The 25441-nt window shown below is 49.5% G+C and carries 19 protein-coding genes and 1 pseudogene; 14 read left to right on the forward strand and 6 right to left on the reverse strand.

The window, feature by feature from the left end; translation table 11 throughout:
• Positions 1–36: 36 nt before the first annotated feature.
• Positions 37–1374: a polyamine export protein PaeA gene (gene paeA / locus C3406_RS15120; RefSeq protein WP_103178002.1), complete on the reverse strand. Its 1338-nt coding sequence runs from the start codon at positions 1372–1374 to the stop codon at positions 37–39.
• Positions 1375–1742: 368 nt separating this feature from the next.
• Here paeA and C3406_RS15125 point away from each other — a divergent pair, with 368 nt between their 5' ends.
• The 5 genes and pseudogenes from C3406_RS15125 (at position 1743) to C3406_RS15135 (ending at position 7270) form a co-directional block, all read left to right on the forward strand.
• On the forward strand, positions 1743–2792 hold the full coding sequence (locus tag C3406_RS15125; RefSeq protein WP_103823023.1) for a tyrosine-type recombinase/integrase: 1050 nt from the start codon (positions 1743–1745) through the stop codon (positions 2790–2792).
• A 118-nt stretch (positions 2793–2910) separates the two neighbouring features.
• Entirely contained in the window at positions 2911–3072 is a 162-nt protein-coding gene (locus C3406_RS26175; protein WP_158250563.1) for a hypothetical protein, read from the forward strand.
• A gap of 2089 nt (positions 3073–5161) precedes the next feature.
• Positions 5162–5278: pseudogene (locus C3406_RS26875) on the forward strand (helix-turn-helix domain-containing protein); the annotation flags it as partial.
• Positions 5279–5536: 258 nt separating this feature from the next.
• Positions 5537–6397, forward strand: coding sequence for a hypothetical protein (locus C3406_RS15130; RefSeq protein ID WP_103823024.1), 861 nt, complete (start codon positions 5537–5539; stop codon positions 6395–6397).
• Between the two features lie 15 nt (positions 6398–6412).
• A complete protein-coding gene (locus tag C3406_RS15135) occupies positions 6413–7270 on the forward strand; it encodes a lysozyme inhibitor LprI family protein (protein WP_103823025.1) in 858 nt (285 codons plus the stop codon).
• A 243-nt stretch (positions 7271–7513) separates the two neighbouring features.
• On the opposite strand, the gene C3406_RS15140 is transcribed toward C3406_RS15135, so the two are convergent.
• The gene (locus tag C3406_RS15140; RefSeq protein WP_103823026.1) at positions 7514–8080 is read right to left on the reverse strand and encodes a recombinase family protein; all 567 of its coding nucleotides are present in this window, start codon (positions 8078–8080) and stop codon (positions 7514–7516) included.
• Positions 8081–8887: 807 nt separating this feature from the next.
• On the opposite strand from C3406_RS15140, the gene C3406_RS15145 reads away from it, so the two are divergent.
• Entirely contained in the window at positions 8888–10432 is a 1545-nt protein-coding gene (locus C3406_RS15145) for a protein kinase domain-containing protein (RefSeq protein ID WP_103823027.1), read from the forward strand.
• 354 nt (positions 10433–10786) lie between these two features.
• Here C3406_RS15145 and C3406_RS26180 read toward each other — a convergent pair whose 3' ends face one another.
• Positions 10787–10957, reverse strand: coding sequence for a hypothetical protein (locus C3406_RS26180; RefSeq protein WP_158250564.1), 171 nt, complete (start codon positions 10955–10957; stop codon positions 10787–10789).
• A gap of 188 nt (positions 10958–11145) precedes the next feature.
• Positions 11146–11787 carry a peptide-methionine (S)-S-oxide reductase MsrA gene (gene msrA / locus C3406_RS15150; RefSeq protein ID WP_103178003.1) on the reverse strand — a complete coding sequence of 214 codons (642 nt, stop codon included), beginning with the start codon at positions 11785–11787 and terminating at the stop codon, positions 11146–11148.
• A gap of 223 nt (positions 11788–12010) precedes the next feature.
• Here msrA and tamA point away from each other — a divergent pair, with 223 nt between their 5' ends.
• Genes tamA through C3406_RS15165 form a run of 3 tightly spaced genes read left to right on the forward strand, consistent with a single transcriptional unit; the run spans position 12011 to position 17864 of the window.
• The gene (gene tamA, locus C3406_RS15155) at positions 12011–13744 is read left to right on the forward strand and encodes an autotransporter assembly complex protein TamA (protein ID WP_103823028.1); all 1734 of its coding nucleotides are present in this window, start codon (positions 12011–12013) and stop codon (positions 13742–13744) included.
• On the forward strand, positions 13741–17517 hold the full coding sequence (gene tamB / locus C3406_RS15160) for an autotransporter assembly complex protein TamB (RefSeq protein ID WP_103823029.1): 3777 nt from the start codon (positions 13741–13743) through the stop codon (positions 17515–17517). The genes tamA and tamB overlap by 4 nt, the downstream gene beginning before the upstream one ends.
• A gap of 2 nt (positions 17518–17519) precedes the next feature.
• Positions 17520–17864 carry a gamma-glutamylcyclotransferase family protein gene (locus C3406_RS15165; protein WP_103823030.1) on the forward strand — a complete coding sequence of 115 codons (345 nt, stop codon included), beginning with the start codon at positions 17520–17522 and terminating at the stop codon, positions 17862–17864.
• Positions 17865–18009: 145 nt separating this feature from the next.
• Here the strand turns inward: C3406_RS15165 and ppa are convergent, their stop codons facing one another.
• Entirely contained in the window at positions 18010–18537 is a 528-nt protein-coding gene (gene ppa, locus C3406_RS15170; RefSeq protein WP_103178006.1) for an inorganic diphosphatase, read from the reverse strand.
• Positions 18538–18845: 308 nt separating this feature from the next.
• Here ppa and ytfQ point away from each other — a divergent pair, with 308 nt between their 5' ends.
• The 5 genes from ytfQ to C3406_RS15195 all read left to right on the forward strand — a co-directional run bounded on the left by ytfQ (position 18846) and on the right by C3406_RS15195 (position 25091).
• Entirely contained in the window at positions 18846–19802 is a 957-nt protein-coding gene (ytfQ, locus tag C3406_RS15175) for a galactofuranose ABC transporter, galactofuranose-binding protein YtfQ (RefSeq protein ID WP_103178007.1), read from the forward strand.
• Positions 19803–19905: 103 nt separating this feature from the next.
• Positions 19906–21408 carry a galactofuranose ABC transporter, ATP-binding protein YtfR gene (ytfR, locus tag C3406_RS15180; RefSeq protein WP_103823031.1) on the forward strand — a complete coding sequence of 501 codons (1503 nt, stop codon included), beginning with the start codon at positions 19906–19908 and terminating at the stop codon, positions 21406–21408.
• 10 nt (positions 21409–21418) lie between these two features.
• On the forward strand, positions 21419–22444 hold the full coding sequence (gene ytfT / locus C3406_RS15185; RefSeq protein WP_168194501.1) for a galactofuranose ABC transporter, ATP-binding protein YtfT: 1026 nt from the start codon (positions 21419–21421) through the stop codon (positions 22442–22444).
• On the forward strand, positions 22431–23429 hold the full coding sequence (yjfF, locus tag C3406_RS15190; RefSeq protein ID WP_103823033.1) for a galactofuranose ABC transporter, permease protein YjfF: 999 nt from the start codon (positions 22431–22433) through the stop codon (positions 23427–23429). Before ytfT ends, yjfF begins: the two co-directional genes overlap by 14 nt.
• A gap of 93 nt (positions 23430–23522) precedes the next feature.
• Positions 23523–25091, forward strand: coding sequence for a methyl-accepting chemotaxis protein (locus tag C3406_RS15195; protein ID WP_103823034.1), 1569 nt, complete (start codon positions 23523–23525; stop codon positions 25089–25091).
• Here C3406_RS15195 and C3406_RS15200 read toward each other — a convergent pair.
• Positions 25066–25410: a LysR family transcriptional regulator gene (locus tag C3406_RS15200; protein WP_103823035.1), complete on the reverse strand. Its 345-nt coding sequence runs from the start codon at positions 25408–25410 to the stop codon at positions 25066–25068. The genes C3406_RS15195 and C3406_RS15200 overlap by 26 nt on opposite strands.
• Positions 25411–25441: the final 31 nt, after the last annotated feature.

Below are 25441 nucleotides of genomic sequence, written 5' to 3' on the forward strand. Positions count from 1 at the left end.
AAACGGCTCCCGATGGGAGCCGTTGATGTTTCTGGTTTAGGCCGAGGCGTTCTCTTCAGCATCCGGCATTTTTGGCACGAGCACCGTCGGTTTGTTGTCGATGCGCGTCACCAGCAGCTGATCGATGCGGTAGTTGTCGATATCCACCACCTCGAACTTATACCCTGAGAACTTCACCGAGTCGGTGCGTTTCGGGATTTTACGCAGCATAAACATCATAAAGCCGCCAATGGTCTCGTAGTTGCCCGACTGCGGGAACTCGTCGATGTCCAGCACGCGCATCACGTCGTCGATAGGCGTACCGCCGTCCACCAGCCATGAGTTCTCATCGCGCGCCACAATCTGCTCTTCCAGACCCTGGCCCACCAGATCGCCCATCAGGGTGGTCATGACATCATTGAGGGTGATGATCCCCACCACCAGCGCATATTCGTTCATGATCACCGCGAAGTCTTCCCCGGCGGTTTTGAAACTTTCCAGCGCTTCGGAGAGCGTCAGGGTGTCCGGGACAATCAGGGTATTGCGGATCTGCACGCCGCTGTTCAGCGTCAGGCTCTGGTTCGCCAGCACGCGGTTCAGCAGGTCTTTGGAGTCGACATAGCCGATGATGTGATCGATATCTTCATTACAGACCAGGAACTTGGAGTGCGGATGTTCCGCCACCTTTTTCTTCAGGCTCTGCTCATCTTCGTGCAGATCGAACCAGATCACGTTTTCACGTCCGGTCATGGATGACGGCACGGTACGGGATTCCAGCTCAAACACGTTCTCGATCAGCTCATGCTCCTGCTTACGCAGTACCCCCGCCAGCGCGCCGGCTTCGAATACCGCGTAGACATCGTCAGAGGTGATGTCATCTTTACGCACCATCGGCAGCTTAAACAGACGGAAAATGGTATTGGCCAGTCCGTTAAAGAACCACACCAGCGGGCGGAACACGAAGAGACAGAAGCGCATCGGGTTGATGATGCGCAAAGCCACAGCTTCTGGCGCAATCATACCGATGCGTTTCGGGGTCAAATCGGCAAAGAGAATGAACAGGCCAGTCACCAGCGAGAAGGAGAGAATGAAGCTCAGCTGCTCGGAAAGCTCAGGGGAGAAGTATCGGGAGAAAACGCTATGGAATGCGGGCGAGAATGCAGCATCACCCACAATACCGCCAAGAATGGCGACCGCATTGAGGCCGATTTGCACCACGGTAAAGAACATTCCCGGGTTTTCCTGCATTTTCAGGACGCGTTGGGCATTGAGATCGCCATCATCGGCGAGCAGTTTAAGTTTAATTTTACGGGATGCGGCCAGAGAGATTTCTGAAATAGAGAAAAATGCACTGACAGCGATGAGACAAAGTATTACTAAAATACTGTTTAACATATCTTATCCGGCTTCTCGCCAGATCCTCGGAGGGAAGTTAGTCATACAGGTGTGTAGATATTTTGAACACCGGTCCGAAGCGGTAGGCCGGTTATTTCAGCGGCTAGTATAGCGTAAAGGCGTGTAAATCTGCCAGAGGTCACGTTTTGCCATCCCAGGACCGCAAAGTGTTGTGTTTGGATGTTGATGGGAACCATTCTCATTTAAAGAGGGTTTTCATGCAATCTTTACCGGATCTTTATCCAATCTTTATACAGAAAAATGTGCGTTTTTTAGACAGGACGACTTCCTCTGAACGCTCTTTTATGTGGCAGCGTCGGTTATCAGGGAAACTAATCCGAGTCAGTCTACGGACACAGGACAAAAATGTGGCTCAGCAACGTGCCGTAAAGCTCACAGAAGCCTTTATAAGGCTGTCTCAGTTAATGGGTGATACAAACCCCGGTTTGATTCGAGAAACTCTTCTTAAGGCCAGAGATAGGCAAATAGAGGATGAGTTTTTATCTGCTGTTGCAGCATGTCATGTCTCGCCTTATCCAGTAATGCAAGAAAATAACTTTGCACCGCAATTATCTACAGTACTTAAAGAGTGGCTTGAGGAGATGAGTTCTGATTGGGCGAAGAGTACCAAAGTGCTTAATGAGAGAACGGTAAATGGTTTCCTGGAATGGTGTGGGGATATCCCAGTAGCTTCCGTTACGAAAAAGACGGTAAGCACTTATAAAAAGTTTCTTGATAAGTCGGGTAAGTCACCTCGATCTAGGCAAGATGCTATCATTAAGGTTTCAGCGATGTTCAATTTCGCTATGAAGCAACGTGATTACATCTCGAAGAATCCTTTTTTGGGGATGAATTATAAGAATGTTGAAAATGTGAGTATTAAAATGGGTGTTTCATTAATGGATCATCAACAATTAATTGCTTCTGAGCATGTTGCCAATACCAGATCCTTATGGTGGTTACTAAACCTACTTTTTTACACAGGAGTACGTATAGGTGAGGCGATCCAAATCACTTCGAATGATTATATTGAGAAAGAAGATCAAGGAAGGCTCATCAAATGTATCAGCATTAATGATGCTGGTACTAAAACCGTTAAGAACCGCGAGTCAATTCGAGATATACCTTTAAGTGATAGTCTTCTAAAGGCTGGTATATGGGAAGAGAAACCAATATATCATTGGGTTAATAATTCATCTGCAAGCAATGCCATAAGCAAGGCATTCAAAAAAGTAGGTATGAAGCATACTGCACATGACTATCGATATGGATTATCTGATAGATTACGTGACCTTCAGGAAGTACCTGACCATATCAGATTCTCAATACTTGGGCATGCTCATAAAACAATGACAGATAGAACATACAGGAGTAAACAACCACTCTTACAAATGAAACAAGTAATTGATCGTATATAAATGAAAAGCAAGCATATGGATGTGCTTTCTGTAAGTGAGTTATTTTTTGTGAAACGTATGCTTTTTATGTTCTATACTAAAATGGATTTGAAATTTAATAAAGCGTGAGGTGTTATATATGAGAATGGCAGATTATTATTACGAGCAGATGTTAGCTGATTATAAAATCCTGGAGGAAGAATATGAATATCTTGTATGGAAAGGAGATGGATCACTTTCTGAAGCCATCAATAAGCACAGATCCGCAAAAAATAACAATGAACAACATAATAGAAAATGATTTATATGTTTTTTATTTAAGGCGTTTTTATTTTAATTGGATATTTTTATTGTTGATATTATTGTTGTTTGATCCTTGACATTGAAGATGCCATCATCTTTTCCCTGGGTAAACGATTCCTTTGATTCTTTACTTATGATCAATGATAGCTGTGTTGTCATTATTTTATACTCTAAAGGCGGGTTACTTAGCAAAACTCAGGGGAACAGATATTAGAATCGTAGTATACTAAAAGATCTAAAGCAATAAATGTACATTTTATTCCCTATAACCATCCGCAGATGTTTATAGGGATAATAAAATATATGAAACAAAAAAATATTATGTCCTATACTATTAGTGTAAGAATAAAATCCTGACTGGTTAAGTTTTATACTTAGACGAATTAGAACCTGATCCTATCGAAAAGTAGATGGCAGATGAGTTGTCCAGACAGAACGAAGTGCAAATTATACCCGTGGTGATTTTTACAGAACACGGCAATGCGGCACTATAAAGAACCGGATAATACCCCGTAGGTTCCACGATAGACATATAGGCCAATGCTTACCAAATGGTATAAGGGAGTCTATTACTCATAATAGAATTTGGCAACGGAATTGTACAATACAATTCCGTTCTGAATTTGAGTACTTAGACAATTATAAAGATTGTTCATGTAGTCTTTATAATATGAATGGTGATAAACCATGACCGTTGCATAAGAACCGTAATAGGAAGAAACAGGGCAACCCGCTTCCGTTCGTTCTGGATTAGTACAATATAAATCCGTCCGAAATCTACGACATGAAATGTTGATGAGTATCAGCGTCAAGAGCACAAAATCACTTGTGCTTTTTGTTTTCTTCCTCCTTGTGGGGGATAGAAATGTATCAAAGAAATCCCGTCAAGTAATGTTGTTTAAACTATTATCTAAATCACTTATTAAATCAGGAAACGAAATCCAATGAATTTATATTCCAGTTAGTCGAACGCAGTGAGGTTAAACTGGAATATAAATTCCTGGTTCGCTTGTAAAGCGAGACAGTTAAACATAGATCATTAATAATTCTCATGCTGTAATAATTAACAAATTTTTAAATCCCTAACTACCTGGTAGTAGTTAGGGGAATTAAATGATAAATAATTATGTCATATGCTTATAGTATAAGAATACAATTCTGACTGGCTAAGTCTCATGACTTAGATATATTAAAACCTGATCCTATCGACAAGTAGATGGCAGATGAGTTGTTCAGACAGAACGCAGTGCAAAAGAGACCTGTGCAGATATCCCGAGCGAAATTCCTAGACCAATAAGACGGAATCGCAGGAGGCACGGCAATGCGGCACTATAAAGGAGTCAGCAATAATACCCCGCAGATTCCCAGGATAGACATATAAGACCAAACCCTTATTATATTAGTAAGGGAGAAGGGTATAAAGGGAGTCTATTACTCGTAATAGAAATTCTATGGTGAATCTAATAATATAGATCCGTCCAGAATTTGAGTAATTAGACGCTTATTAATATTGTTCATGTGGTATTAATAAGTAGTGTAGTGATGAACTACGACCGTTGCACAAGAACCGTAATAGGAAGAAACAGGGCAACCCGCTTCCGCTCGAACCGGATCAGTAATATATAGGACTGTTCGAAATTTACGACATGAATTGTTGATGAGTATCATCGTCAAGACACACACATATAATTGTGTTGTTTTTTCTTCCCCCCTATGGGGGGGGCGAATTGTATCCAAGAAATCTCGTCAAGGAATAATGCTGTTAAAGCTAACGGTAAAACCCACTGAATTTCATTCAAGATAAACGAACGTAGAGAGTTTATCTTGAATGAAATTCTGGCATGCTCGTAGAGCAGCCATATAATATGTAAACATTATATGTGACGAAATAGATATAAGATATCTAGTGGATTCTTCTCGTGATTATATATGATTACATGACTGAAAATATGTAACCAAATAAAAATATAAATTTTGTGATTAATGCATGTGAAAATTTAATAATATGGTGTATGTAATTAATTTTCAAAATGGATGGGTGCATCAGTAAATAATTAAATTCCAGTTCTGAAAGCTGGAATAGTACTTATGTACTGGTAGTTGTATGCAAGAGGGGTAATACGTTGGCTATGTTGTCCAGATATAACAGTTTACATGAAAGTACGTTATACAACCTCCTTGGGAGGGGTTGGCCTAAAGGTTAGCAAATGATTGCCGATAACATGTCTATGAATTTTAGAGAAATCTGGTCTGAACGTTACAACAATGAGGAATGAATTGTGGCTTACGCAACATATACAGTGACTTGCCCACATTGTGGAAGTACGACGACAGTAAACACCGGAATTAAAAGCAGTGGCACAGGTGTAGGTTCTTGCGGGGCATGTAGAAAACTTGTCAGAGTAGAAGTTGATTCTCACGGTAATATAAAGCGAGTATTAAAATAACAAGGAAAAGTAAAAATGAATAAATTACAGTTTTTTGTTTACATGGGATTTGGAATAATCATGGCATTCATTGTCTATGATTTTTTCAGTACATTTAGTGAACCTGGCATGTCATTTTCTACGGTATTACTTGCATTAGTTACTTTAGCAATTTGGAGCATGGTTATGATCATTTCACTATGGTGGTCAGTTATAGCCATTCCATCTATTCAAGAAAACTACCCTGCATTAATGCAGAAATTGCCAAAATTTTTCAATAATTACCTTCTGCCTGTTATGATTGTTTTTTTATTATTAATGGCAGGGCAAGCTAACGTGTACATGATGAATGTACAAGGGAGGAATCTGGGCTTTACGGTTGAAGACCAATTTTCTAAAGCGAAGAGTGCAGGGATCTTTAGCAGAGAAAAGTGGATTGAGGTTAAAGCTAAGCAAGATGAGTCAATAAAATTAGCCGATGAACAAGCTGCTAATGCTGCATCAGAAAAAAAGAATAAAGACTACATCGAAAGTAAGATTAACAGCCTCGACAGAAGCAGTGGTGAGTACTTAGTAGCTGAAAATACCTACAAGAAACATGGTGTCTGGGTTGATGATTACATTGCTGTTCAAAAGAAATCGTGTTCACGCGAATTCAATCGGCTTTTAGCTGCGACTGCTGCATCTGAGCAAGCAATTGAGAGCTGGAATGAAACATCGGATGCCTTAAGGCAAAGTGGCTCATCCCCGTTCGCAGGCGGTCGAAGCCCCACAACTGATCCTGATATTCAGCGAACCAGCAACGATATTAGATTTGCCCAATCTCAATTAGAAAATTGTGGGATAGCTCATCTTGGCGAGATAGAACACCGTGTTACAGTGCAAATTGATAATTAACATAGGCTTAGTATTATGTATTTCAAAACAGTGGTTATAAGTTCAAGTTTACTATTTTGTTTATCGGCCTCTGGTGAGGAACTTAAGCAAAATATTGATAGTACATTACAAAAATGTAAGATGGATGCTGTTAGCACTATTGCCTCACAGAATTGCTATATTAAAGCTACAGCTGAATGGGATTTAGAATTGGGAAACCAGTACAAACTACTAATGAATGGTCAACCTGATAACGTACGTATTGCTCTCAGAGACTCACAAAGACAATGGATTAAATATAGAGATCAATATGTTTCTGCTATAGATGTATTTTACAAACAACAAGGTGGTACTATTTCATCATTAAATGCAGCTGAATCTAAACTCAATATTACTCGTGATAAAACAATTGATCTTTATCGATTAAGAAATAGTACTGATTTATCATCGCCAGCAACGGTAGACAATAATAAAATAGAAAACACTGAAGTTAATAATAGCGTTGGTGAAGAAAAGGTGGATGAAAAAGTTGTTTCAAAAGTATCAAGTGATGATTCCTCTAATTTAAAGACGCTGGCGTGTAAATTTGTAATACAAACTGATAAAACAATTAAGGAAATGCCCGGGTTTTTCGCAGAAAATAAAATGACTGTATTAGATAAAGGGATACAGTTCACTGTACTTACTGGTGATTATTTTAATATCCCAGATAAATTAATTAGCCCCAACAATCTAACTTCAGTAAAAAATAAAATGATTGGTACAGGAAGCCAACAAGAGGATGGTACTGTTTCAACCTTTTCTAAAGATAGCTCTAATTATGTAGTTACTACGTGGGCGAGTACAGCATTCAAGCATACGAAATTTAAATTAACTCTTTATGCTTGTAAATGATGTGAGTTTTAATTGTATTTAAAACTTTCAAGGTAGCTTAGGCTGCCTTTTTTATTTCCATCGATATGTCAGGGCTGGTGGAAAGCCGCTATGAATAATTCTTAAAGTACTTTCATCACACCATTCACACAGCAAAACGCCGAACATAAGGTAATCTTCTGTTCCAGGGTTAAAGTAATTGTGCATTAAGTCATGCAAAGTACGTTCTGTTTCTGTGAAGGCATTCATTTTTTCATTTCTCATTCAAGCCGCTACACTGTTCATTTCTTTCTTTATTCGGCTGATGGTATTGGTACTTACACCGAAGTCAGCAGCTACAGAGCGAACACTGCCACCGGAAGCTAACGCTGCCACTATTTCGGTACGCGGGATGTTCCTGCCATTACCACGCCCGGCAATACGACCAGCGGCTTTAGCTGCATTGTAACCCTCTCTCTGCCTGAGCAACATCATTTCACGTTCCATTTGGCAGATCCCGGAAAGTAAAGTTAAAACCAGTTTACCTGTAGGTGAGCTATCTCCCGTCTTAATGCCTTCATGATGGAACTGGATCGCGACACCTCGTTTAGTCAGTGTATCTACAGTTGAGAGGAGGTCGGCTGTATTACGGGCAAGACGACTGATGTCATGCACATGCAAAGTATCGTCTTCGCGTAAGTACTCCATCATCGCTAAGAATGCTTCACGATTGGTATCTTTTGCACTTACTTTCTCAGTGAATACTTTGTCAAAGGTGATTCCCGTATCTGCTAATTGTCGCTCGCTGTTTTGTTGCAAGCTGGATACGCGAATATAAGCGATGTGTGCCATGTCAAAATCTCTACACTGTATTGATTTGTATGTTGCGATTTATTATAGGGTGTAGCGATGAAAAATCAAGGCAGATCGCTACGTTCAATCAGACTTTAGGGGGATGTGTGGTATGTAGCGATTAAGGATGCTAAATTGCAACAGGAACATTTGTTAAAGTAAAAGTATTGCTCTAATTTTAAGAACTAGTCAGATATCGAATATTCTTATTTAAATCAATCAACAACCATATCATCACACGTGTTTCACTATTAACAGTACAATTGGTTTACAATCTTTCTATTGTATTTAAAATAGATGTCGCAATGAGCCAGTATATATATATTGATGTATTATGAGATTGTCGATCCATGTATGTCCACCCCCAAAAAAATTTAAATTTCTTCTATAAAAAGCTTTGTTATGACTGGAGGTAATATGAATTAGTAATCAAAATAAAAATCTCTTAATGAAATTATATAAGAGTAAACTTTAAGTGTTTAAATGGAAGTAATACTTATACTATTGATTTCAAAAAATAACATGATTACCTATGAGATATTAACATCGGAGTGATTTAAGTTTTTTCGCTTTTAGTGATGTTTGATAGGTTTTGATTGTAAACTATGAGAGTGACAAATAATTTATGGATGATATTAACTCAAGTTACTAATAGAATGTCGAATCAACTAAAAATATATATTGCACATAATATTTTTGATGATTTATGATATCTGCTCTACGCAACCTGGTAACACTGGTGCTAGTACTTAACATTAGCAATGTGATTAATATTGTTTGTTATATTACTTGTTTGTGGGGTTTAAAATGAGTCTAATAAAGACTTTAAGAGAATTGAAGAGCATTACAACAGACGTTGGGACTTTTGATTATGTTAATAACATTGGAGAGGGTGGTAACAGTGATGTGTTTGAGTTTAATAAAGGTACACAGAAATATGCTATAAAATTTTTAAAAAAAGGCATGATGACATCCACTGGAAAACTCGCTAGATTCCAAGATGAATATTTTTGCATGTCAATAATCAACCAACATAAAAATATAGCTCGTATGTTCCATCTTGATAAAGTTTCACTGTTGAATGAGGAGTACTTTATAATTGTTATGGAGTTATATCATTCAACTCTGAAGCCTTTCAAAGCGGATTCCGAAGAACAATATTTAAGAGAAGTGAAAAAACTAGTTCGTGATTTGATATCAGGACTGGAACATTTGCATAGCAATAATATAATTCATCGTGATATTAAACCAGGTAATATACTTCTAAATGATAAGGGGGAATATGTTATTTCAGATTTTGGTATAGCAAAATTTGATCAAGAGTTTTTTCCAAAAAATGCTATGACTAGAAACTCCGAAAGGCTCGCAAATTTTGAGTTTTCAGCCCCTGAACAAGCTTGTAAAGATGGTTTAATTTCCTTTGCAACTGACATTTATGCGTTTGGGCAAGTCATACAATGGGTTAGTACTGGTTCAGTTAACAGAGGGGTGGGGAGACAAAAATTACCTTATCACAGTGTGAACAACCATATATATATTCTTGATAAAGTAGTTGAACGTTGCTTGATGAATTCGGCTATCAGCAGATTCCAAACCATATCTTCTATTCGTGAGTTTATTAGAGTATCTCAGGACAATATACCTAAACCTAAAAATATTTGGACCTTCTTACATGAATTTGATAATTTAATTAGACGGAACTTTCCAAAAATAAGAAATATTTTAACAGAAAAAAAACCACAAAAGATCAATCGTTTTCTTACTGATGTAAATTCTATTAATAGCAATGAACAATTCTGGTTTATGAAGGATGATGGGGGGGATAATAAATTTATTTCATGTGAGTTTCGTAATGATTCTTGGTTTTTTGACCTTGGGGCTTATCATTTAGAAGCTAAAGTTGAGTCTTTACATGTTTATAATGACAATCACTATCCCTACAAAAATTTCTTTGTTCTGATATTCGAAGCACATGAACCATTTGTATATGTTAATCCAATTACTAATAACATTATTTCAAGGGGCGATGATTTATATAAAGAAGACCGTGCGATTTATTGGAATGGGCTATGTATTGATCCCAGCGAGATCTATAATGGATACCTAGATCTTGGTGATGAAACTATTGAAGTTGACAATGATAACTTTACCGTGGTGCAAAGATATTTGACAAGACGTGCGATGATTTTTGTTCCAGAATTTACGGCGAGTGCGACGATGACAGATCGTACGGTAACAACTGAATTGATTAAATCAATCCTTGATGAGGATAGCATTCTGGAGTCATCATTAAAAAAATATATAGATTTAACACGTTCGCATCATAGCTATGAAATAACAAAATATAATTAATGTCATTTTTTACGGATAAATGTTGGATCATTTACATGTTTATAGCTTCGAAAATAATATTTCTTTGAATGTTAACATGTTAGTGGGTTTTCATTCGATTTAATTTTATGGAAAAGAAAGCCCTGTTTGGCTTTCTTTTTTATGGAGTGATATTTTTATATGTCAATCTTCTAATTTTTACGACATTATCTTAGCGATATGATTAATTAAATTGAATGATGTTGATATTGGGGTAAGGAATATATCAATTATGGAATTAAACATTTTAGTATTCTAGGGATTAAATTCGATTTTTTCGGATATTAACCTTAGCAATAACTATTTAATCATTAAGGTCAAGAAATTAATGACTGCTTAAAGTTTCTTTATCTTTTTGATATTTATATTCTCAACCCAGCTCAGATATATAAACTTGATATTTTCTGTCTTATCTTCTAAGGTCCAATCTTCATAACAATCCATCAAACCCGCACCAACACTGACATACTGCACCAGTAAAGTGGATTCAAAATGGCTGTTTAACATATCTTATCCGGCTTCTCGCCAGATCCTCGGAGGGAAGTTGGTCATACAGGTGTGTAGATATTTTGAACACCGGTCCGAAGCGGTAGGCCGGTTATTTCGAGGGGTAGTATAGCGTAAACGGCTGTAAAGTCGCCAGAGATCGCATTTTGAGCCGGTTTTGCTCGTCAACAGGCAAAACCAGCTTACTGTTATGCCAGCTGAGGCGGCAGGCAGACACCAATGCCACCGATACCGCAGTAGCCGTATGGATTTTTATGCAGATACTGCTGATGGTCATCTTCCGCATAATAGAACGGTAAGGCGTTGGTGATTTCGGTCGTCACCGGGCGATCGTCACCGGCGGCGTGCATCGCCTGCTGGAAGCGTGCCAGACTGTCGCGGGCGGCGGCATCCTGTTCCGGCGTGAGCGGATAGATCGCCGAGCGGTACTGGGTGCCGTGGTCATTGCCCTGACGCATACCCTGCGCAGGATCGTGGTTTTCCCAGAATACCTGCAGCAGCTGTTCGTAGCTGACGACGTTCGGATCATATACTACGCGTACCGCCTCGGCGTGACCGGTCTGGCCGGAGCAGACTTCGCGGTAGGTTGGGTTCGGGGTATAGCCCCCGGTATAGCCTGCCGCGGTGCTGTAGACGCCCGGCAGTTGCCAGAAGAGGCGCTCCACGCCCCAGAAACAACCCATTGCGAACAGGGCAATTTCCATCCCTTCCGGAACGTTGGTCATAGAGTGGCCGTTGACGGCATGGAGAGTCGCGACAGGCATAGGGGTGTTACGTCCCGGTAATGCGTCCGCCTGAGCAACCAGGTGCTTTTTATCAAATAAACTCACGGTGTGGCCTCCGGGTGGGTGATGTTTGGGTTAAGGTTGTCACGACGCGTTTAATTGAACACAATAAATGCGGTGAATGAGTCTAGATTTAAACATAAGAAATATTAGGGTGTTTAACCATTTTTCAACCCGCGTATTGGGTTTTGGGCTTTTGCCGTGATTTGCTGCGGAGCGGCACATCATATGCTTCCAGGGGTGGAAACAAGGATATTCAGGAGAAAACGTGCCAAAAATCCGCCAGTTATGTTTAGCCAGTCTCTTGCTGACAAGCGGAATCGCCAGCGCGGCGAACGTTCGTTTACAGGTTGAGGGGCTATCCGGGGCGCTGGAAAAAAACGTACGCGCACAGCTCTCCACTATTGAGAGCGACGAAGTGACGCCCGATCGTCGCTTTCGCGCTCGCGTGGACGATGCCATTCGTGGCGGTTTAAAAGCGCTCGGCTACTATGAGCCGACCATCGACTTCGAGCTGCGTCCACCGCCGGCCAAAGGGCGGCAGGTGTTGATTGCCCGCGTCAAGCCTGGGGTTCCGGTGCTCATCGGCGGCACGGACGTGGTGCTGCGCGGCGGCGCGCGTACCGATCAGGACTATCTTGAACTGCTTAAAACGCGGCCAAAGAACGGCACCGTGCTCAATCACAGCGACTATGACGGCTTCAAAAAAGATCTGACCAAGGTGGCGCTGCGCAAAGGCTACTTTGATAGCCAGTTCAATAAGAGTCAGCTCGGCATCGCCCTCGACCGCCATCAGGCGTTCTGGGATATCGACTACGACAGCGGGGAACGCTACCGCTTTGGTGATGTGACCTTCGAAGGGTCGCAGATCCGTGATGAGTATTTGCAGAATCTGATCCCTTTTAAAGAGGGCGACTATTACCAGTCGAAAGATCTGGCCGAGCTCAACCGCCGTCTGTCAGCCACCGGCTGGTTTAACTCCGTGGTGGTGGCCCCGGAGTTTGATAAAGCGCGACAGACCAAAGTGCTGCCGTTGCACGGCGTGGTATCGCCACGCACCGAGAACACCATTGAGACCGGGGTGGGCTACTCCACCGACGTCGGTCCGCGGGTAAAAGCGACCTGGAAAAAGCCGTGGATGAACTCCTACGGCCACAGCCTGACCAGCAACGTCAGTCTCTCAGCCCCGGAACAGCAGCTCGATTTCAGCTATAAAATGCCGCTGCTGAAAAACCCGCTTGAGCAATATTACCTGGTGCAGGGCGGCTTTAAGCGCACCGATCTGAACGACACCGAAGCAGATTCCACCACCCTCGCCGTGTCGCGCTATTGGGATCTCTCCAGCGGCTGGCAGCGCGCCATCAACCTGCGCTGGAGCCTCGACCACTTTACCCAGGCCAACGTCACCAACACCACCATGCTGCTCTATCCGGGGGTGATGATCAGCCGGACCCGTTCCCGCGGCGGCCTGATGCCGGACTGGGGGGATTCCCAGCGCTATTCGATAGACTACTCCAATACCGCCTGGGGCTCGGATGTGGATTTCTCCGTGGTACAGGCGCAAAACGTCTGGATCCGCACCTTTTATGACCGCCATCGCTTTGTGGTGCGTGGCAACCTGGGCTGGATTGAAACCGGCGATTTTGAAAAAGTGCCGCCGGATCTGCGCTTCTTCGCTGGGGGCGATCGCAGCATTCGTGGCTACAAATACAAATCCATCGCGCCAAAAGATGGCGACGGCAAGCTGATCGGGGCCTCGAAGCTGGCTACCGGCTCGCTGGAGTATCAGTACAACGTCACCGGAAAATGGTGGGGCGCGACCTTTATCGACAGCGGAGAAGCGGTGAGCGATATCCGCCGCAGCGACTTTAAAACCGGCGCAGGCGTCGGGGTGCGCTGGGAGTCACCGGTCGGGCCGATCAAGCTCGATTTCGCCGTGCCGGCGGGCGATAAAGATGAACACGGTTTACAGTTTTACATCGGTCTGGGGCCGGAATTATGAGTTTATGGAAGAAAATCAGCCTCGGCGTGTTGCTGTTTATCCTGCTGCTGCTGGCTGCGGTGGCCTTTCTGGTGGGGACCACCAGCGGGCTGCATCTGCTGTTTAAGGCGGCAGACCGCTGGGTGCCGGGGCTGGAGATTGGTCAGGTCACCGGCGGCTGGCGCGACTTACATCTGAAAAACGTTCGCTACGACCAGCCGGGCGTGGCGGTCAACGCCGGGGATCTGCATCTGGCGGTGAAGCTCAGCTGTGTGCGCGACAGCAGCCTGTGCATCAACGATCTGTCGTTAAAAGATGTCTTCGTGACGATAGATTCTAAAAAAATGGAGCAATCGGAGCCCGTTGCCGAAGAGGAGAGCGGGCCGCTGGATCTCTCCACGCCATACCCGATATCGCTTAACCGGGTGGCGCTGAATAACATCAACGTCAAAATCGACGACACCACCGTGTCGGTGATGGACTTCACCTCCGGCCTGCGCTGGGAGGAGAAAAACCTGACCCTGACCCCGACCTCTCTGCAAGGGCTGCTGATTGCCCTGCCGAAAGTGGCGGAGGTGGCCCAGGAAGAGATCGTCGAGCCTAAAATTCAGAACCCGCAGCCGGAAGAGAAGCCGCTGGGCGAAACCCTGAAGGATCTCTTCTCGAAACCGGTCCTGCCGGAGATGACCGACGTTCACCTGCCGCTGAACCTTAATATTGAAGAGTTTAAGGGCGAGCAGCTGCGCCTCACCGGCGATACCGATCTGACGGTCTTCAACATGCTGCTGAAAGTGAGCAGCATCGACGGCAACATGAAGCTCGACGCGCTGGATATCGACACCAACCAGGGCAGCGTCAACGCCACCGGCAACGCCCTGTTGCGGGATAACTGGCCGGTGGATATCACCCTCAACAGCACCCTGAACATCGACCCGATTAAAGGTGAGAAGGTGAAGCTGAAGGTGGGCGGCGCCATGCGCGAACAGCTTGAGTTTGGCGTGAACCTCTCCGGCCCGGTTGACGTGGTGCTGCGGGGCCAGACCCGGCTTGCGGAGGCGGGCCTGCCGCTCAACCTTGAGGTGGTGAGTGAGCAGCTCTACTGGCCATTTACCGGTGAGAAGCAGTACCAGGCCGATGACGTGAAGCTGAAGCTCACCGGCAAAATGACTGACTACACCCTGTCGTTCCGCACTGCGGTGAAAGGGGAGGGGCTGCCCCCTGCCGGCATCACCCTGGATGCGAAGGGCAACGAGCAGCAGATTAATCTCGACAAGCTGACGGTGGCCGCGCTGGAGGGCAAAACCGAGCTGACGGCGCTGCTCGACTGGCAGAAGGCGATCAGCTGGCGCGGGGAGCTGAAGCTCACCGGGATCAACACTGCCAAAGAGGTGCCGGACTGGCCCTCGAAGCTCGACGGGCTGATTAAAACCCGCGGCAGTCTCTATGGCGGTAGCTGGCAGATGGAAGTGCCTGAGCTGAAAATCACCGGCAACGTGAAGCAGAACAAAGTGGATGTAAACGGCTCGCTGAAGGGCAACAGCTACCTGCAATGGGTCATCCCGGGCCTGCACGTCGCGCTGGGGCGCAACACCGCCGATATTAAGGGCGAGCTGGGGGTGAAAGATCTCGATCTGGATGCCACCATCGACGCGCCGAATCTGGATAATGCCCTGCCAGGGCTGGGCGGAACCGCGAAAGGGCTGCTGAAGGTGCGCGGCACGGTAGAAGCCCCGCAGCTGCTGGCGGATATCACCGCCAACGGCCTGCGCTGGCAGGATCTCACCATCGCCCGCGTACGGGTAGATGGCGACGTGAAATCTACCGATCAGATCGCCGGGCACCTGAACCTGCGGGTCGATCGCATTTCCCAGCCGGGCCTCAACCTTAATCAGGTCACGCTGGAAGCCAAGGGGAGCGAGAAACAGCACGATCTCCAGCTGCGCATTCAGGGTGAACCGGTCTCCGGCCAGCTGCACCTGGCGGGCAGTTTTGACCGTCAGGAGACCCGCTGGAAAGGCACCCTGGATAACACCCGCTTCGCCACCCCGGTGGGGCCGTGGTCGTTATCGCGCGCTATTGCCCTGGATTACCGCAACGCGGAGCAGAAGATCAGCATCGGGCCGCACTGCTGGACCAACCCGAATGCCGAACTGTGTGTGCCGCAGACCATTGACGCAGGCGCAGAAGGGCGGGCGGTGGTCAACCTTAACCGCTTCGATCTGGCGATGCTTAAGCCGTTCATGCCAGACACTACGCAAGCAAGCGGCGTGTTTAGCGGCAAGGCGGATGTCTCCTGGGATACCACCAAACCGGGGCTGCCGGAGGGCAACGTCACGCTCGCCGGGCGTAACGTGAAGGTGACGCAGGTGGTGAACGATGCGCCGCTGCCGCTGGCCTTCAGCACTCTTAATCTCACCGCCGATCTGCATAACAACCGCGCCGAGCTGGGCTGGCTGATCCGCCTCACCAACAACGGGCAGCTGGACGGCCAGATCCAGGTGACCGATCCGCAAGGACGGCGCAACCTGGGGGGCAACGTCAATATCCGCAACCTTAACCTGGCGATGGCGAATGCCATCTTCTCCCGCGGCGAGAAGGCGGCAGGCATGCTGAATGCCAACCTGCGGCTGGCGGGCAGCGCCCAGAGCCCGCAGCTGTTTGGTCAGATGCAGCTGAACGGGGTGGATATCGACGGCAACTTTATGCCGTTCGATATGCTGCCGAGCCAGCTGGCGATGAACTTTAACGGTATGAGCTCGACGCTTACGGGCACCGTGCGTACCCAGCAGGGGCAGATCAACCTCAGCGGCGATGCGGACTGGAGCCAGCTCGATAACTGGCGCGCCCGCGTGGCGGCCAAAGGCAGCAAGGTGCGGATCACCGTGCCGCCGATGGTGCGTTTAGACGTCTCGCCGGATGTGGTCTTTGAGGCCACGCCGCAGCTATTCACCCTTGATGGCCGCGTCGATGTACCGTGGGCTCGTATCGTGGTGCATGAACTGCCGGAAAGCGCGGTGGGCGTCTCCAGCGATGAGGTGATGCTCAACAACAACCTCCAGCCGGAGGAGCCACAGACCGCCTCTATCCCGATCAACAGCAACCTGATCGTACACGTGGGCAACAACGTGCGCCTGGATGCGTTTGGGCTGAAGGCCAGACTGACCGGCGATCTGAAAGTCGCGCAGGATAAACAGGGGCTGGGCCTGAATGGGCAGATCAACATTCCGGAAGGGCGTTTCCACGCCTACGGCCAGGATTTGATGGTGCGTAAAGGCGAACTGCTCTTCTCCGGCCCGCCGGATCAGCCGCTGCTGAATATCGAAGCGATCCGTAATCCGGAGGCCACCGAAAATGACGTGATCGCCGGGGTGCGCGTGACGGGCACCGCGGACGAACCGAAAGCGGAAATTTTCTCTGACCCGGCCATGTCCCAGCAGGAAGCGCTCTCATACCTGCTGCGCGGGCAGGGGCTGGACAGCAATCAGAGCGACAGCGCGGCGATGACCTCAATGTTAGTCGGTCTGGGGGTTGCACAAAGTGGTCAGGTTGTGGGTAAAATCGGCGAGACGTTTGGCGTAAGCAATCTGGCGCTGGACACCCAAGGGGTCGGCGACTCCTCTCAGGTGGTGGTCAGCGGCTATGTACTGCCGGGTCTGCAGGTGAAATATGGTGTGGGGATCTTTGACTCATTAGCAACTCTCACGTTACGCTATCGCCTGATGCCTAAGCTATATCTGGAAGCGGTGTCTGGCGTAGACCAGGCACTCGATCTGCTCTATCAGTTTGAGTTTTAGCAATGCGAATATTTGTCTACGGCAGTTTAAGAACAAAGCAAGGCAACAGCCACTGGATGACTAACGCCCAGTTGCTGGGGGATTACAGTATCGAGAACTACCAGCTGTACAGCCTGGGCCACTATCCAGGCGCCGTTCCGGGAGAAGGAGCAGTACACGGTGAGGTTTATCGTATTGATAATGCCACGCTGGCCGAACTTGATGCCTTGCGCACCAAAGGCGGGGAATACGCTCGCCGGTTAATCCAGACACCCTACGGCAGTGCATGGATGTACGTGTACCAACGTTCGGTGGAAGGCCTGACGCTGATTGAAAGCGGTAACTGGTTAGACAGAGACCAGTACTGATATGAATAACGCCACCTTCGGGTGGCGTTGTTTTTTCAGGCCGCACAGATTTTGTAAGCCGGGTAAGGCGCAGCCGCCACCCGGCAACAGACCGCACAGATAAAAAAAGCCCCGACAAGTCGGGGCTTTTTTCACACGTTAAGCATTACTTCTTAGCGCGTTCGAAGGAGGCAACGATTTCCGCTTTAGCGGCTTCTGCGTTGTCCCAGCCTTCCACTTTCACCCATTTGCCTTTCTCGAGATCTTTGTAGTGCTCGAAGAAGTGGGCGATCTGCGCTTTCAGCAGCTCTGGCAGGTCGTTCACATCTTTGATGTGATCGTACTCTTTGCTCAGCTTGGTGTGCGGTACCGCAACCAGCTTCGCATCTTCACCCGCTTCGTCGGTCATTTTCAGCACGCCAACTGGACGGCAGCGGATCACGGAGCCCGGCTGCAGTGGGTATGGCGTTGGGACCAGCACGTCTACCGGGTCACCGTCCAGAGACAGGGTGTGGTTGATGTAACCGTAGTTGCACGGATAGAACATCGCGGTAGACATGAAACGGTCAACGAACAGTGCGCCGGTGTCTTTGTCGATTTCGTATTTGATAGGATCAGCGTTCGCCGGGATTTCGATAACTACGTAGATGTCTTCCGGCAGTTCTTTACCCGCTGGGACGTTGAGTAAGCTCATGTCTGTGTCCTTTAAATGATTGGTAATCAAGTGGCGAGTATTATAGCCAACTGGCGCGGAATGTCTCCGCCTGTTTTCGCCAATCCCTGTTCCTGAAAACCCTTATCAGCACTTTCTCATGACAAGATAATCCATAAACTCAGCCGCATTTTTAATGGCTCAGTGAAAGCGATTACAAACTTGTGATTAACGTTTTATTCACTTTTCCGAAGTGTGATGTAACACACTCCGTTACATCTCGCATTGTCTATAGTCTCTTCGCAGAACATTTTTTACCCAACAATAAACTCCCCTACGAGGACGCACTTATGTGGAAGCGCTTACTTCTTGTCACAGCAGTTTCGGCAGCCATGTCGTCTATGGCGATGGCCGCCCCCTTAACCGTAGGATTTGCCCAGGTCGGCTCAGAGTCCGGCTGGCGCGCCGCTGAGACCAACGTCGCGAAGAGTGAGGCCGAAAAACGCGGCATTACGCTGAAGATCGCCGATGGTCAGCAAAAACAGGAAAACCAGATCAAAGCGGTACGCTCTTTTATCGCTCAGGGCGTTGACGCCATCTTCATTGCCCCGGTCGTGGCGACGGGTTGGGAACCGGTTCTGAAAGAAGCGAAAGATGCCGAAATTCCGGTCTTCCTGCTCGATCGTTCCATCGATGTAAAAGACAAATCTCTCTATATGACCACCGTCACCGCCGACAACGTGCTGGAAGGCAAATTGATTGGTGAATGGCTGGTGAAACAGGTGGATGGTAAGCCGTGTAACGTGGTGGAACTGCAGGGCACCGTCGGCGCCAGCGTGGCCATCGACCGTAAGAAAGGCTTTGCTGATGCCATCTCCAAAGCGTCAAACATCAAGATTATCCGTTCTCAGTCCGGCGACTTCACCCGCAGTAAGGGGAAAGAGGTCATGGAGAGCTTTATCAAAGCTGAGAACAACGGCAAGAACATCTGCATGGTTTATGCCCATAACGATGACATGGTGATCGGCGCTATTCAGGCGATCAAAGAGGCGGGCCTGAAGCCGGGTACCGACATCCTGACCGGCTCCATCGACGGCGTACCGGATATCTATAAAGCGATGATCGACAAAGAGGCCAACGCCAGCGTGGAGCTGACGCCAAACATGGCAGGCCCGGCCTTTGACGCGCTGGAGAAATTCAAGAAAGACGGCACCATGCCAGAGAAAGTCACGATCACCAAGTCCACGCTCTATCTGCCTGATACCGCTGCAGAAGAGTTAGAGAAGAAGAAAAATATGGGCTACTAAGCTCGACTGAAAATGCCGGGCGACGCTGCGCTTGCCCGGCCTGCGGCTCGCTTTTTGTAGGCCGGATAAGCGTAGCGCCATCCGACATGATGCAGGGGGAACCATGATCACAGACCAACACCAGGAAATCCTCCGCACAGAGGGCTTGAGCAAATATTTTCCCGGCGTAAAAGCGCTGGATAATGTCGATTTCAGCCTGCGGCGTGGCGAGATCATGGCCCTGCTGGGCGAAAACGGCGCCGGAAAATCGACCCTGATTAAAGCCCTGACCGGTGTCTATCACGCCGATCGCGGCACCATCTGGCTGGAAGGCCACGCCATATCGCCCAAAAATACCGCCCATGCCCAGCAGCTGGGTATCGGGACGGTCTATCAGGAAGTGAATCTGCTGCCGAATATGTCGGTGGCGGATAACCTGTTTATCGGCCGCGAGCCACGACGCTTTGGCCTGCTGCGCCGTAAAGAGATGGAAGAGCGCGCCACAAAACTGATGGCGTCCTACGGTTTCTCTCTCGACGTCCGCGAGCCGCTCAACCGCTTCTCGGTGGCGATGCAGCAGATCGTCGCCATCTGCCGGGCTATCGATCTCTCGGCAAAAGTGCTGATCCTCGATGAACCTACCGCCAGCCTGGATACCCAGGAGGTCGAAATGCTCTTCACCCTGATGCGCCAGCTGCGCGATCAGGGGGTGAGCCTGATTTTCGTCACCCACTTCCTCGATCAGGTGTATGAGGTGAGCGACCGCATTACCGTCCTGCGTAACGGCGGCTTCGTCGGCTGTCGCGAAACCCGGGAGCTGCCGCAAATCGAGCTGGTGAAAATGATGCTGGGCCGCGAGCTGGAGAGCAATGCCCTGCAGCGTGCGGGCCGGACGCTGCTCAGCGAGAAGCCGGTGGCGGCGTTTAAAGGGTACGGCAAGAAAGGCACTATCGCGCCCTTTGATCTTGAGGTGCGCCCGGGCGAAATCGTCGGACTGGCGGGGCTGTTAGGATCGGGACGTACCGAAACGGCCGAGGTGATCTTCGGGATTAAACCTGCCGACAGCGGCACTGCGCTGATCAAAGGTAAACCGCAGACGCTGCGCTCCCCGCATCAGGCTTCCAGCCTGGGGATCGGTTTCTGCCCGGAAGATCGCAAGACCGACGGCATCATCGCCGCCGCCTCGGTGCGTGAGAACATCATTCTGGCCCTGCAGGCCCAGCGCGGCTGGCTGCGCCCCATTCCCCGTAAAGAGCAAAATGTGATTGCCGAGCGCTTTATTCGCCAGCTGGGCATCCGCACCCCGAGTGCGGAGCAGCCGATCGAATTTCTCTCCGGCGGTAACCAGCAGAAGGTGCTGCTGTCACGCTGGCTGCTGACCAAGCCGCAGTTCCTGATCCTCGACGAGCCGACCCGCGGTATCGACGTAGGAGCGCACGCGGAAATTATCCGCCTGATCGAAACCCTCTGCGCCGACGGTCTTGCGCTGCTGGTGATCTCCTCGGAGCTGGAGGAGCTGGTGGGCTATGCGGATCGGGTGATCATCATGCGCGACCGTCAGCAGGTGGCCGAGATCCCGCTGGATGCGCTCTCCGTTCCGGCAATCATGAACGCCATTGCGGCATAAGGAGTAGATCGTGATGTCACGTTCACTTTCTCAGACCGGCGAGACGAAGCGCCGCTTCAGCTGGCCCACCGGCACGCCGCAAATCATTGCGCTGATCCTGGTGTTGCTGGTGGACAGCCTCGTTTCGCCGCATTTTTATCAGATTATCCTCCAGGATGGCCGCCTGTTCGGCAGTCCGATTGATATCTTAAACCGCGCCGCGCCGGTCGCCCTGCTGGCGATCGGCATGACCTTGGTGATTGCCACCGGCGGTATCGACCTGTCGGTCGGGGCGGTGATGGCGATTGCCGGGGCGACGGCGGCCTCAATGACCGTGGCCGGACACAGCCTGCCGGTGGTGCTGCTGGCGACGCTGGGCACCGGCGTGCTCGCGGGATTGTGGAACGGCATCCTGGTGGCGATCCTCAAAATCCAGCCCTTTGTCGCCACCCTCATTTTAATGGTGGCCGGACGCGGGGTGGCGCAGCTGATCACCTCCGGGCAGATCGTCACCTTCAACGCCCCGAATCTGGCGTGGATTGGCAGCGGATCGCTGTTCTTCTTCCCGACGCCGGTGATTATTGTGGTGGTCACCCTGATCGCCTTCTGGCTGTTCACCCGCAAAACCGCCCTCGGGATGTTTATCGAAGCGGTGGGGATTAACATTCGCGCCGCGAAAAACGCCGGGGTCAGCACCCGTCTGATGGTGATGCTCACCTACGTATTGAGTGGGGTCTGTGCCGCCATTGCCGGGATTATCGTCGCGGCGGATATTCGCGGGGCCGATGCCAATAACGCCGGGCTCTGGCTGGAACTGGATGCGATCCTCGCGGTGGTGATTGGCGGCGGCTCGCTGATGGGCGGGCGCTTCAACCTGCTGCTGTCGGTGATTGGCGCGCTGATTATCCAGGGGATGAACACCGGGATCCTGTTGTCCGGTTTCCCGCCGGAACTCAACCAGGTGGTGAAAGCGGTGGTGGTGCTCTGCGTGCTCATCGTGCAGTCGCCGCGCTTTATCAGTCTCATTAAGGGGATGCGTGGTCATGATAAAACGTAATTTACCGCTCATGATAACCCTGGGCGTGTTTGTGCTGGGGTATCTCTACTGCCTGACGCAGTTCCCCGGTTTTGCTTCGACGCGGGTGATCTGCAACATCCTGACCGACAACGCCTTCCTCGGGATCATCGCCGTCGGCATGACCTTCGTGATCCTTTCCGGCGGGATCGACCTCTCCGTCGGGTCGGTGATCGCCTTTACCGGCGTCTTCCTGGCTAAGGCGATTGGCTACTGGGGGATCTCCCCGCTGCTGGCCTTCCCGCTGGTGCTGGTGATGGGCTGCGCCTTTGGCGCCTTTATGGGACTGCTGATCGACGCCCTGAAGATCCCGGCGTTTATTATCACCCTCGCCGGGATGTTCTTCCTGCGCGGCGTCAGCTATCTGGTGTCAGAGGAGTCGATCCCGATTAACCATCCGGTCTACGACACCCTCTCAAGCCTGGCGTGGAAAATCCCCGGCGGTGGCCGGCTGAGTATTCTGGGGCTGGTGATGCTGGGCGTGATAGTGATCGGCATTTTCCTCGCCCACCGCACCCGCTTTGGCAACGAAGTGTATGCCATCGGCGGCAGCGCGACCTCCGCCAACCTGATGGGCATCTCCACCCGCAGCACCACCATTCGTATCTACATGCTCTCCACCGGGCTGGCGACGCTGGCGGGGATCGTCTTCTCCATCTACACCCAGGCGGGCTATGCGCTGGCGGGGGTAGGGGTGGAGCTGGACGCGATTGCCTCGGTGGTGATTGGCGGCACGCTGCTCAGCGGCGGCGTCGGCACGGTGCTGGGCACGCTGTTTGGGGTGGCGATCCAGGGGCTGATCCAGACTTATATTAACTTCGACGGCACCCTCAGCTCGTGGTGGACCAAGATTGCGATTGGCATTCTGCTGTTCATCTTTATCGCCCTGCAGCGCGGCCTGACGGTGCTCTGGGAGAACCGCCAGAACTCGCCTGTCACACGGGTGAGCACCACCAGCAAGCTATAAGCGCCTGAATTTACGTCAAGTCTAAATCTTTTCCGGTAGCAGCCGATAACCCTTAATTCTGTCCAGATTTATCTCGCTACCGGAAATTACATCATGCTTAAAACGCTATCGATTCGTACCGGCTTGCTTTCGTTACTGGCCGTTATGACCCTTCTGCTGCTGCTTGTCAGCGGTATCGGCATTTATGCCCTCACCCAGAGCTCCTCCTCTTTGCAGCGCATTAACCATCTTCAGGGCGAACAGCTGGTGCAGCTCAACTCGGGCTACACCCTGATCCTGCGCGCGCGCAACGAGGCGGGGCAGGCCGTCCGCATGATGGAGGTGGGGCTGCTGGATGACGCCACAAAATCGGTGAAAAACATCAATGACGAACTCAAACAGGCGCAAACCACGCTGAAAAGCGTGATCGATAGCGGGGTAAACGATCCCGAAGGTGAGGCGCTGCTGAAGAAAGTTGCCGCGAGCCTCGCCGCCTATAATGCTGAGGGGATCGTGCCAATGCAGAACGCCCTGAATGCGCAGAATGCCGATGACTATTACGATCTGCTGGAGAACCGTCTGGTGCCGGTAGCGCGTCAGTTTGATAACGATATGCAGGCCTTCCAGGCCTGGAGTGACAACCGGGGCAAAGCTGAAGTCGCCGCAGTGCAGGCGAGTAAAAGTCGGGTGATGCTGCTGATCATCGTCGCCGCGCTGCTGACCGCGGGCATTATCGTGCTGGCGTGGCTGGCACTTCGTCATATGCTGCTGAAGCCGCTCTCCTCCTCTATCGCCCAGCTTGAACACGTGGCCGCCGGGGATCTGACCCACGCCCTGACCACCCCCGCAAGCCAGGAGTTTAACCGCCTCAACGCCGCCATTGAGGAGATGCGTCAGTCGCTGATGGGGTCGGTGCTGCGGGTGCGCGATGCCAGCTCGCAGATCGATACCGGCAGCCGGGAGCTGACTGCAGGCAATATGCACCTTGCCCAGCGTACAGAATCGACCGCCACCTCGCTGGAGCAGACCGCGGCCAGCATGGAAGAGATCACCGCCACGGTGAAGCAGAATGCCCACAACGCCGAGCAGGCGCATCAGGTGGCGAAGACGATGTCAGATACCGCTGACCGCGGCAGCGAGATGGTCTGTTATGTGATTGAGAAGATGCGCGATATCTCCGGCAGCGCCGATCGTATCGCCGATATTCTCAGCGTCATCGACGGCATTGCCTTCCAGACCAATATCCTGGCGCTGAACGCCTCGGTGGAAGCCGCCCGCGCGGGTGAGCAGGGGCGCGGCTTTGCGGTGGTGGCCGGAGAGGTCCGTAACCTCGCCAGCCGTAGCGCCGATGCGGCGAAAGAGATCCGCACGCTCATCAGTGATTCCCAGGCGCACGTCAGCGAAGGCAGCGAACTGGCGCAGCAGGCGGGTGAAACCATGGACGAGATCGCCAACGAGGTGATGCGCATGACCCGCCTGATGCGTGAGATCGCCAATGCGTCGCACGAGCAGAGCCGAGGTATTGAGCAGGTGAATATTGCGGTTAATCAGATGGACGAAACCGCGCAGCAAAACGCGGCGCTGGTCCAGCAATCGTCCGCCGCGACGCGCTCGCTGGAAGAGCAGTCCCGCGAGCTCATCGAGGCGATGTCACTGTTTAAGCTGTCGTCGCAACAGGCGTAGCCTTATCGTCTTCCGGCGCCGGGAGGCTTTCCGCGCCAGCCGGGGTGCTGGCGATATGGTCATGAATGGCGCCCAGCAGCTTTTCCATCTCAGCGGTCAAGCGCAACGCATAAGGCGTTGGCTCAAGAAACAGACCCTTGCGGGTAAACAGCGGCTCATTAAACAGCATGCCAAAGCGTTTCAGGGCCAGGCTGACTGCTGGCCTGGACATCTCAAGACGTGAAGAGGCTTTGGCCATGCTCCCGCACCTGACGACTTCAATAAATACCGGAATCAGATTGAGGTCGATGCCAGTGGATGAGCGAGAGAGGTTTTTCATATCGGCTGATTTCCATTGAACGCTATTTGAA

Source organism: Leclercia sp. LSNIH8, from assembly GCF_002920195.1.
Lineage (GTDB): Bacteria > Pseudomonadota > Gammaproteobacteria > Enterobacterales > Enterobacteriaceae > Enterobacter.

What these genes read in the sequence shown, in the direction of transcription:
- paeA (WP_103178002.1), bottom strand. Translation starts at nt 1,374, where the DNA reads ATGTTAAACAGTATTTTAGTAATACTTTGTCTCATCGCTGTCAGTGCA.
- C3406_RS26175 (WP_158250563.1), top strand. Translation starts at nt 2,911, where the DNA reads ATGAGAATGGCAGATTATTATTACGAGCAGATGTTAGCTGATTATAAA.
- C3406_RS15130 (WP_103823024.1), top strand. Translation starts at nt 5,537, where the DNA reads ATGAATAAATTACAGTTTTTTGTTTACATGGGATTTGGAATAATCATG.
- C3406_RS15135 (WP_103823025.1), top strand. Translation starts at nt 6,413, where the DNA reads ATGTATTTCAAAACAGTGGTTATAAGTTCAAGTTTACTATTTTGTTTA.
- C3406_RS15140 (WP_103823026.1), bottom strand. Translation starts at nt 8,080, where the DNA reads ATGGCACACATCGCTTATATTCGCGTATCCAGCTTGCAACAAAACAGC.
- C3406_RS15145 (WP_103823027.1), top strand. Translation starts at nt 8,888, where the DNA reads ATGAGTCTAATAAAGACTTTAAGAGAATTGAAGAGCATTACAACAGAC.
- C3406_RS26180 (WP_158250564.1), bottom strand. Translation starts at nt 10,957, where the DNA reads ATGTTAAACAGCCATTTTGAATCCACTTTACTGGTGCAGTATGTCAGT.
- tamB (WP_103823029.1), top strand. Translation starts at nt 13,741, where the DNA reads ATGAGTTTATGGAAGAAAATCAGCCTCGGCGTGTTGCTGTTTATCCTG.
- C3406_RS15165 (WP_103823030.1), top strand. Translation starts at nt 17,520, where the DNA reads ATGCGAATATTTGTCTACGGCAGTTTAAGAACAAAGCAAGGCAACAGC.
- ppa (WP_103178006.1), bottom strand. Translation starts at nt 18,537, where the DNA reads ATGAGCTTACTCAACGTCCCAGCGGGTAAAGAACTGCCGGAAGACATC.
- ytfQ (WP_103178007.1), top strand. Translation starts at nt 18,846, where the DNA reads ATGTGGAAGCGCTTACTTCTTGTCACAGCAGTTTCGGCAGCCATGTCG.
- ytfR (WP_103823031.1), top strand. Translation starts at nt 19,906, where the DNA reads ATGATCACAGACCAACACCAGGAAATCCTCCGCACAGAGGGCTTGAGC.
- yjfF (WP_103823033.1), top strand. Translation starts at nt 22,431, where the DNA reads ATGATAAAACGTAATTTACCGCTCATGATAACCCTGGGCGTGTTTGTG.
- C3406_RS15195 (WP_103823034.1), top strand. Translation starts at nt 23,523, where the DNA reads ATGCTTAAAACGCTATCGATTCGTACCGGCTTGCTTTCGTTACTGGCC.
- C3406_RS15200 (WP_103823035.1), bottom strand. Translation starts at nt 25,410, where the DNA reads ATGAAAAACCTCTCTCGCTCATCCACTGGCATCGACCTCAATCTGATT.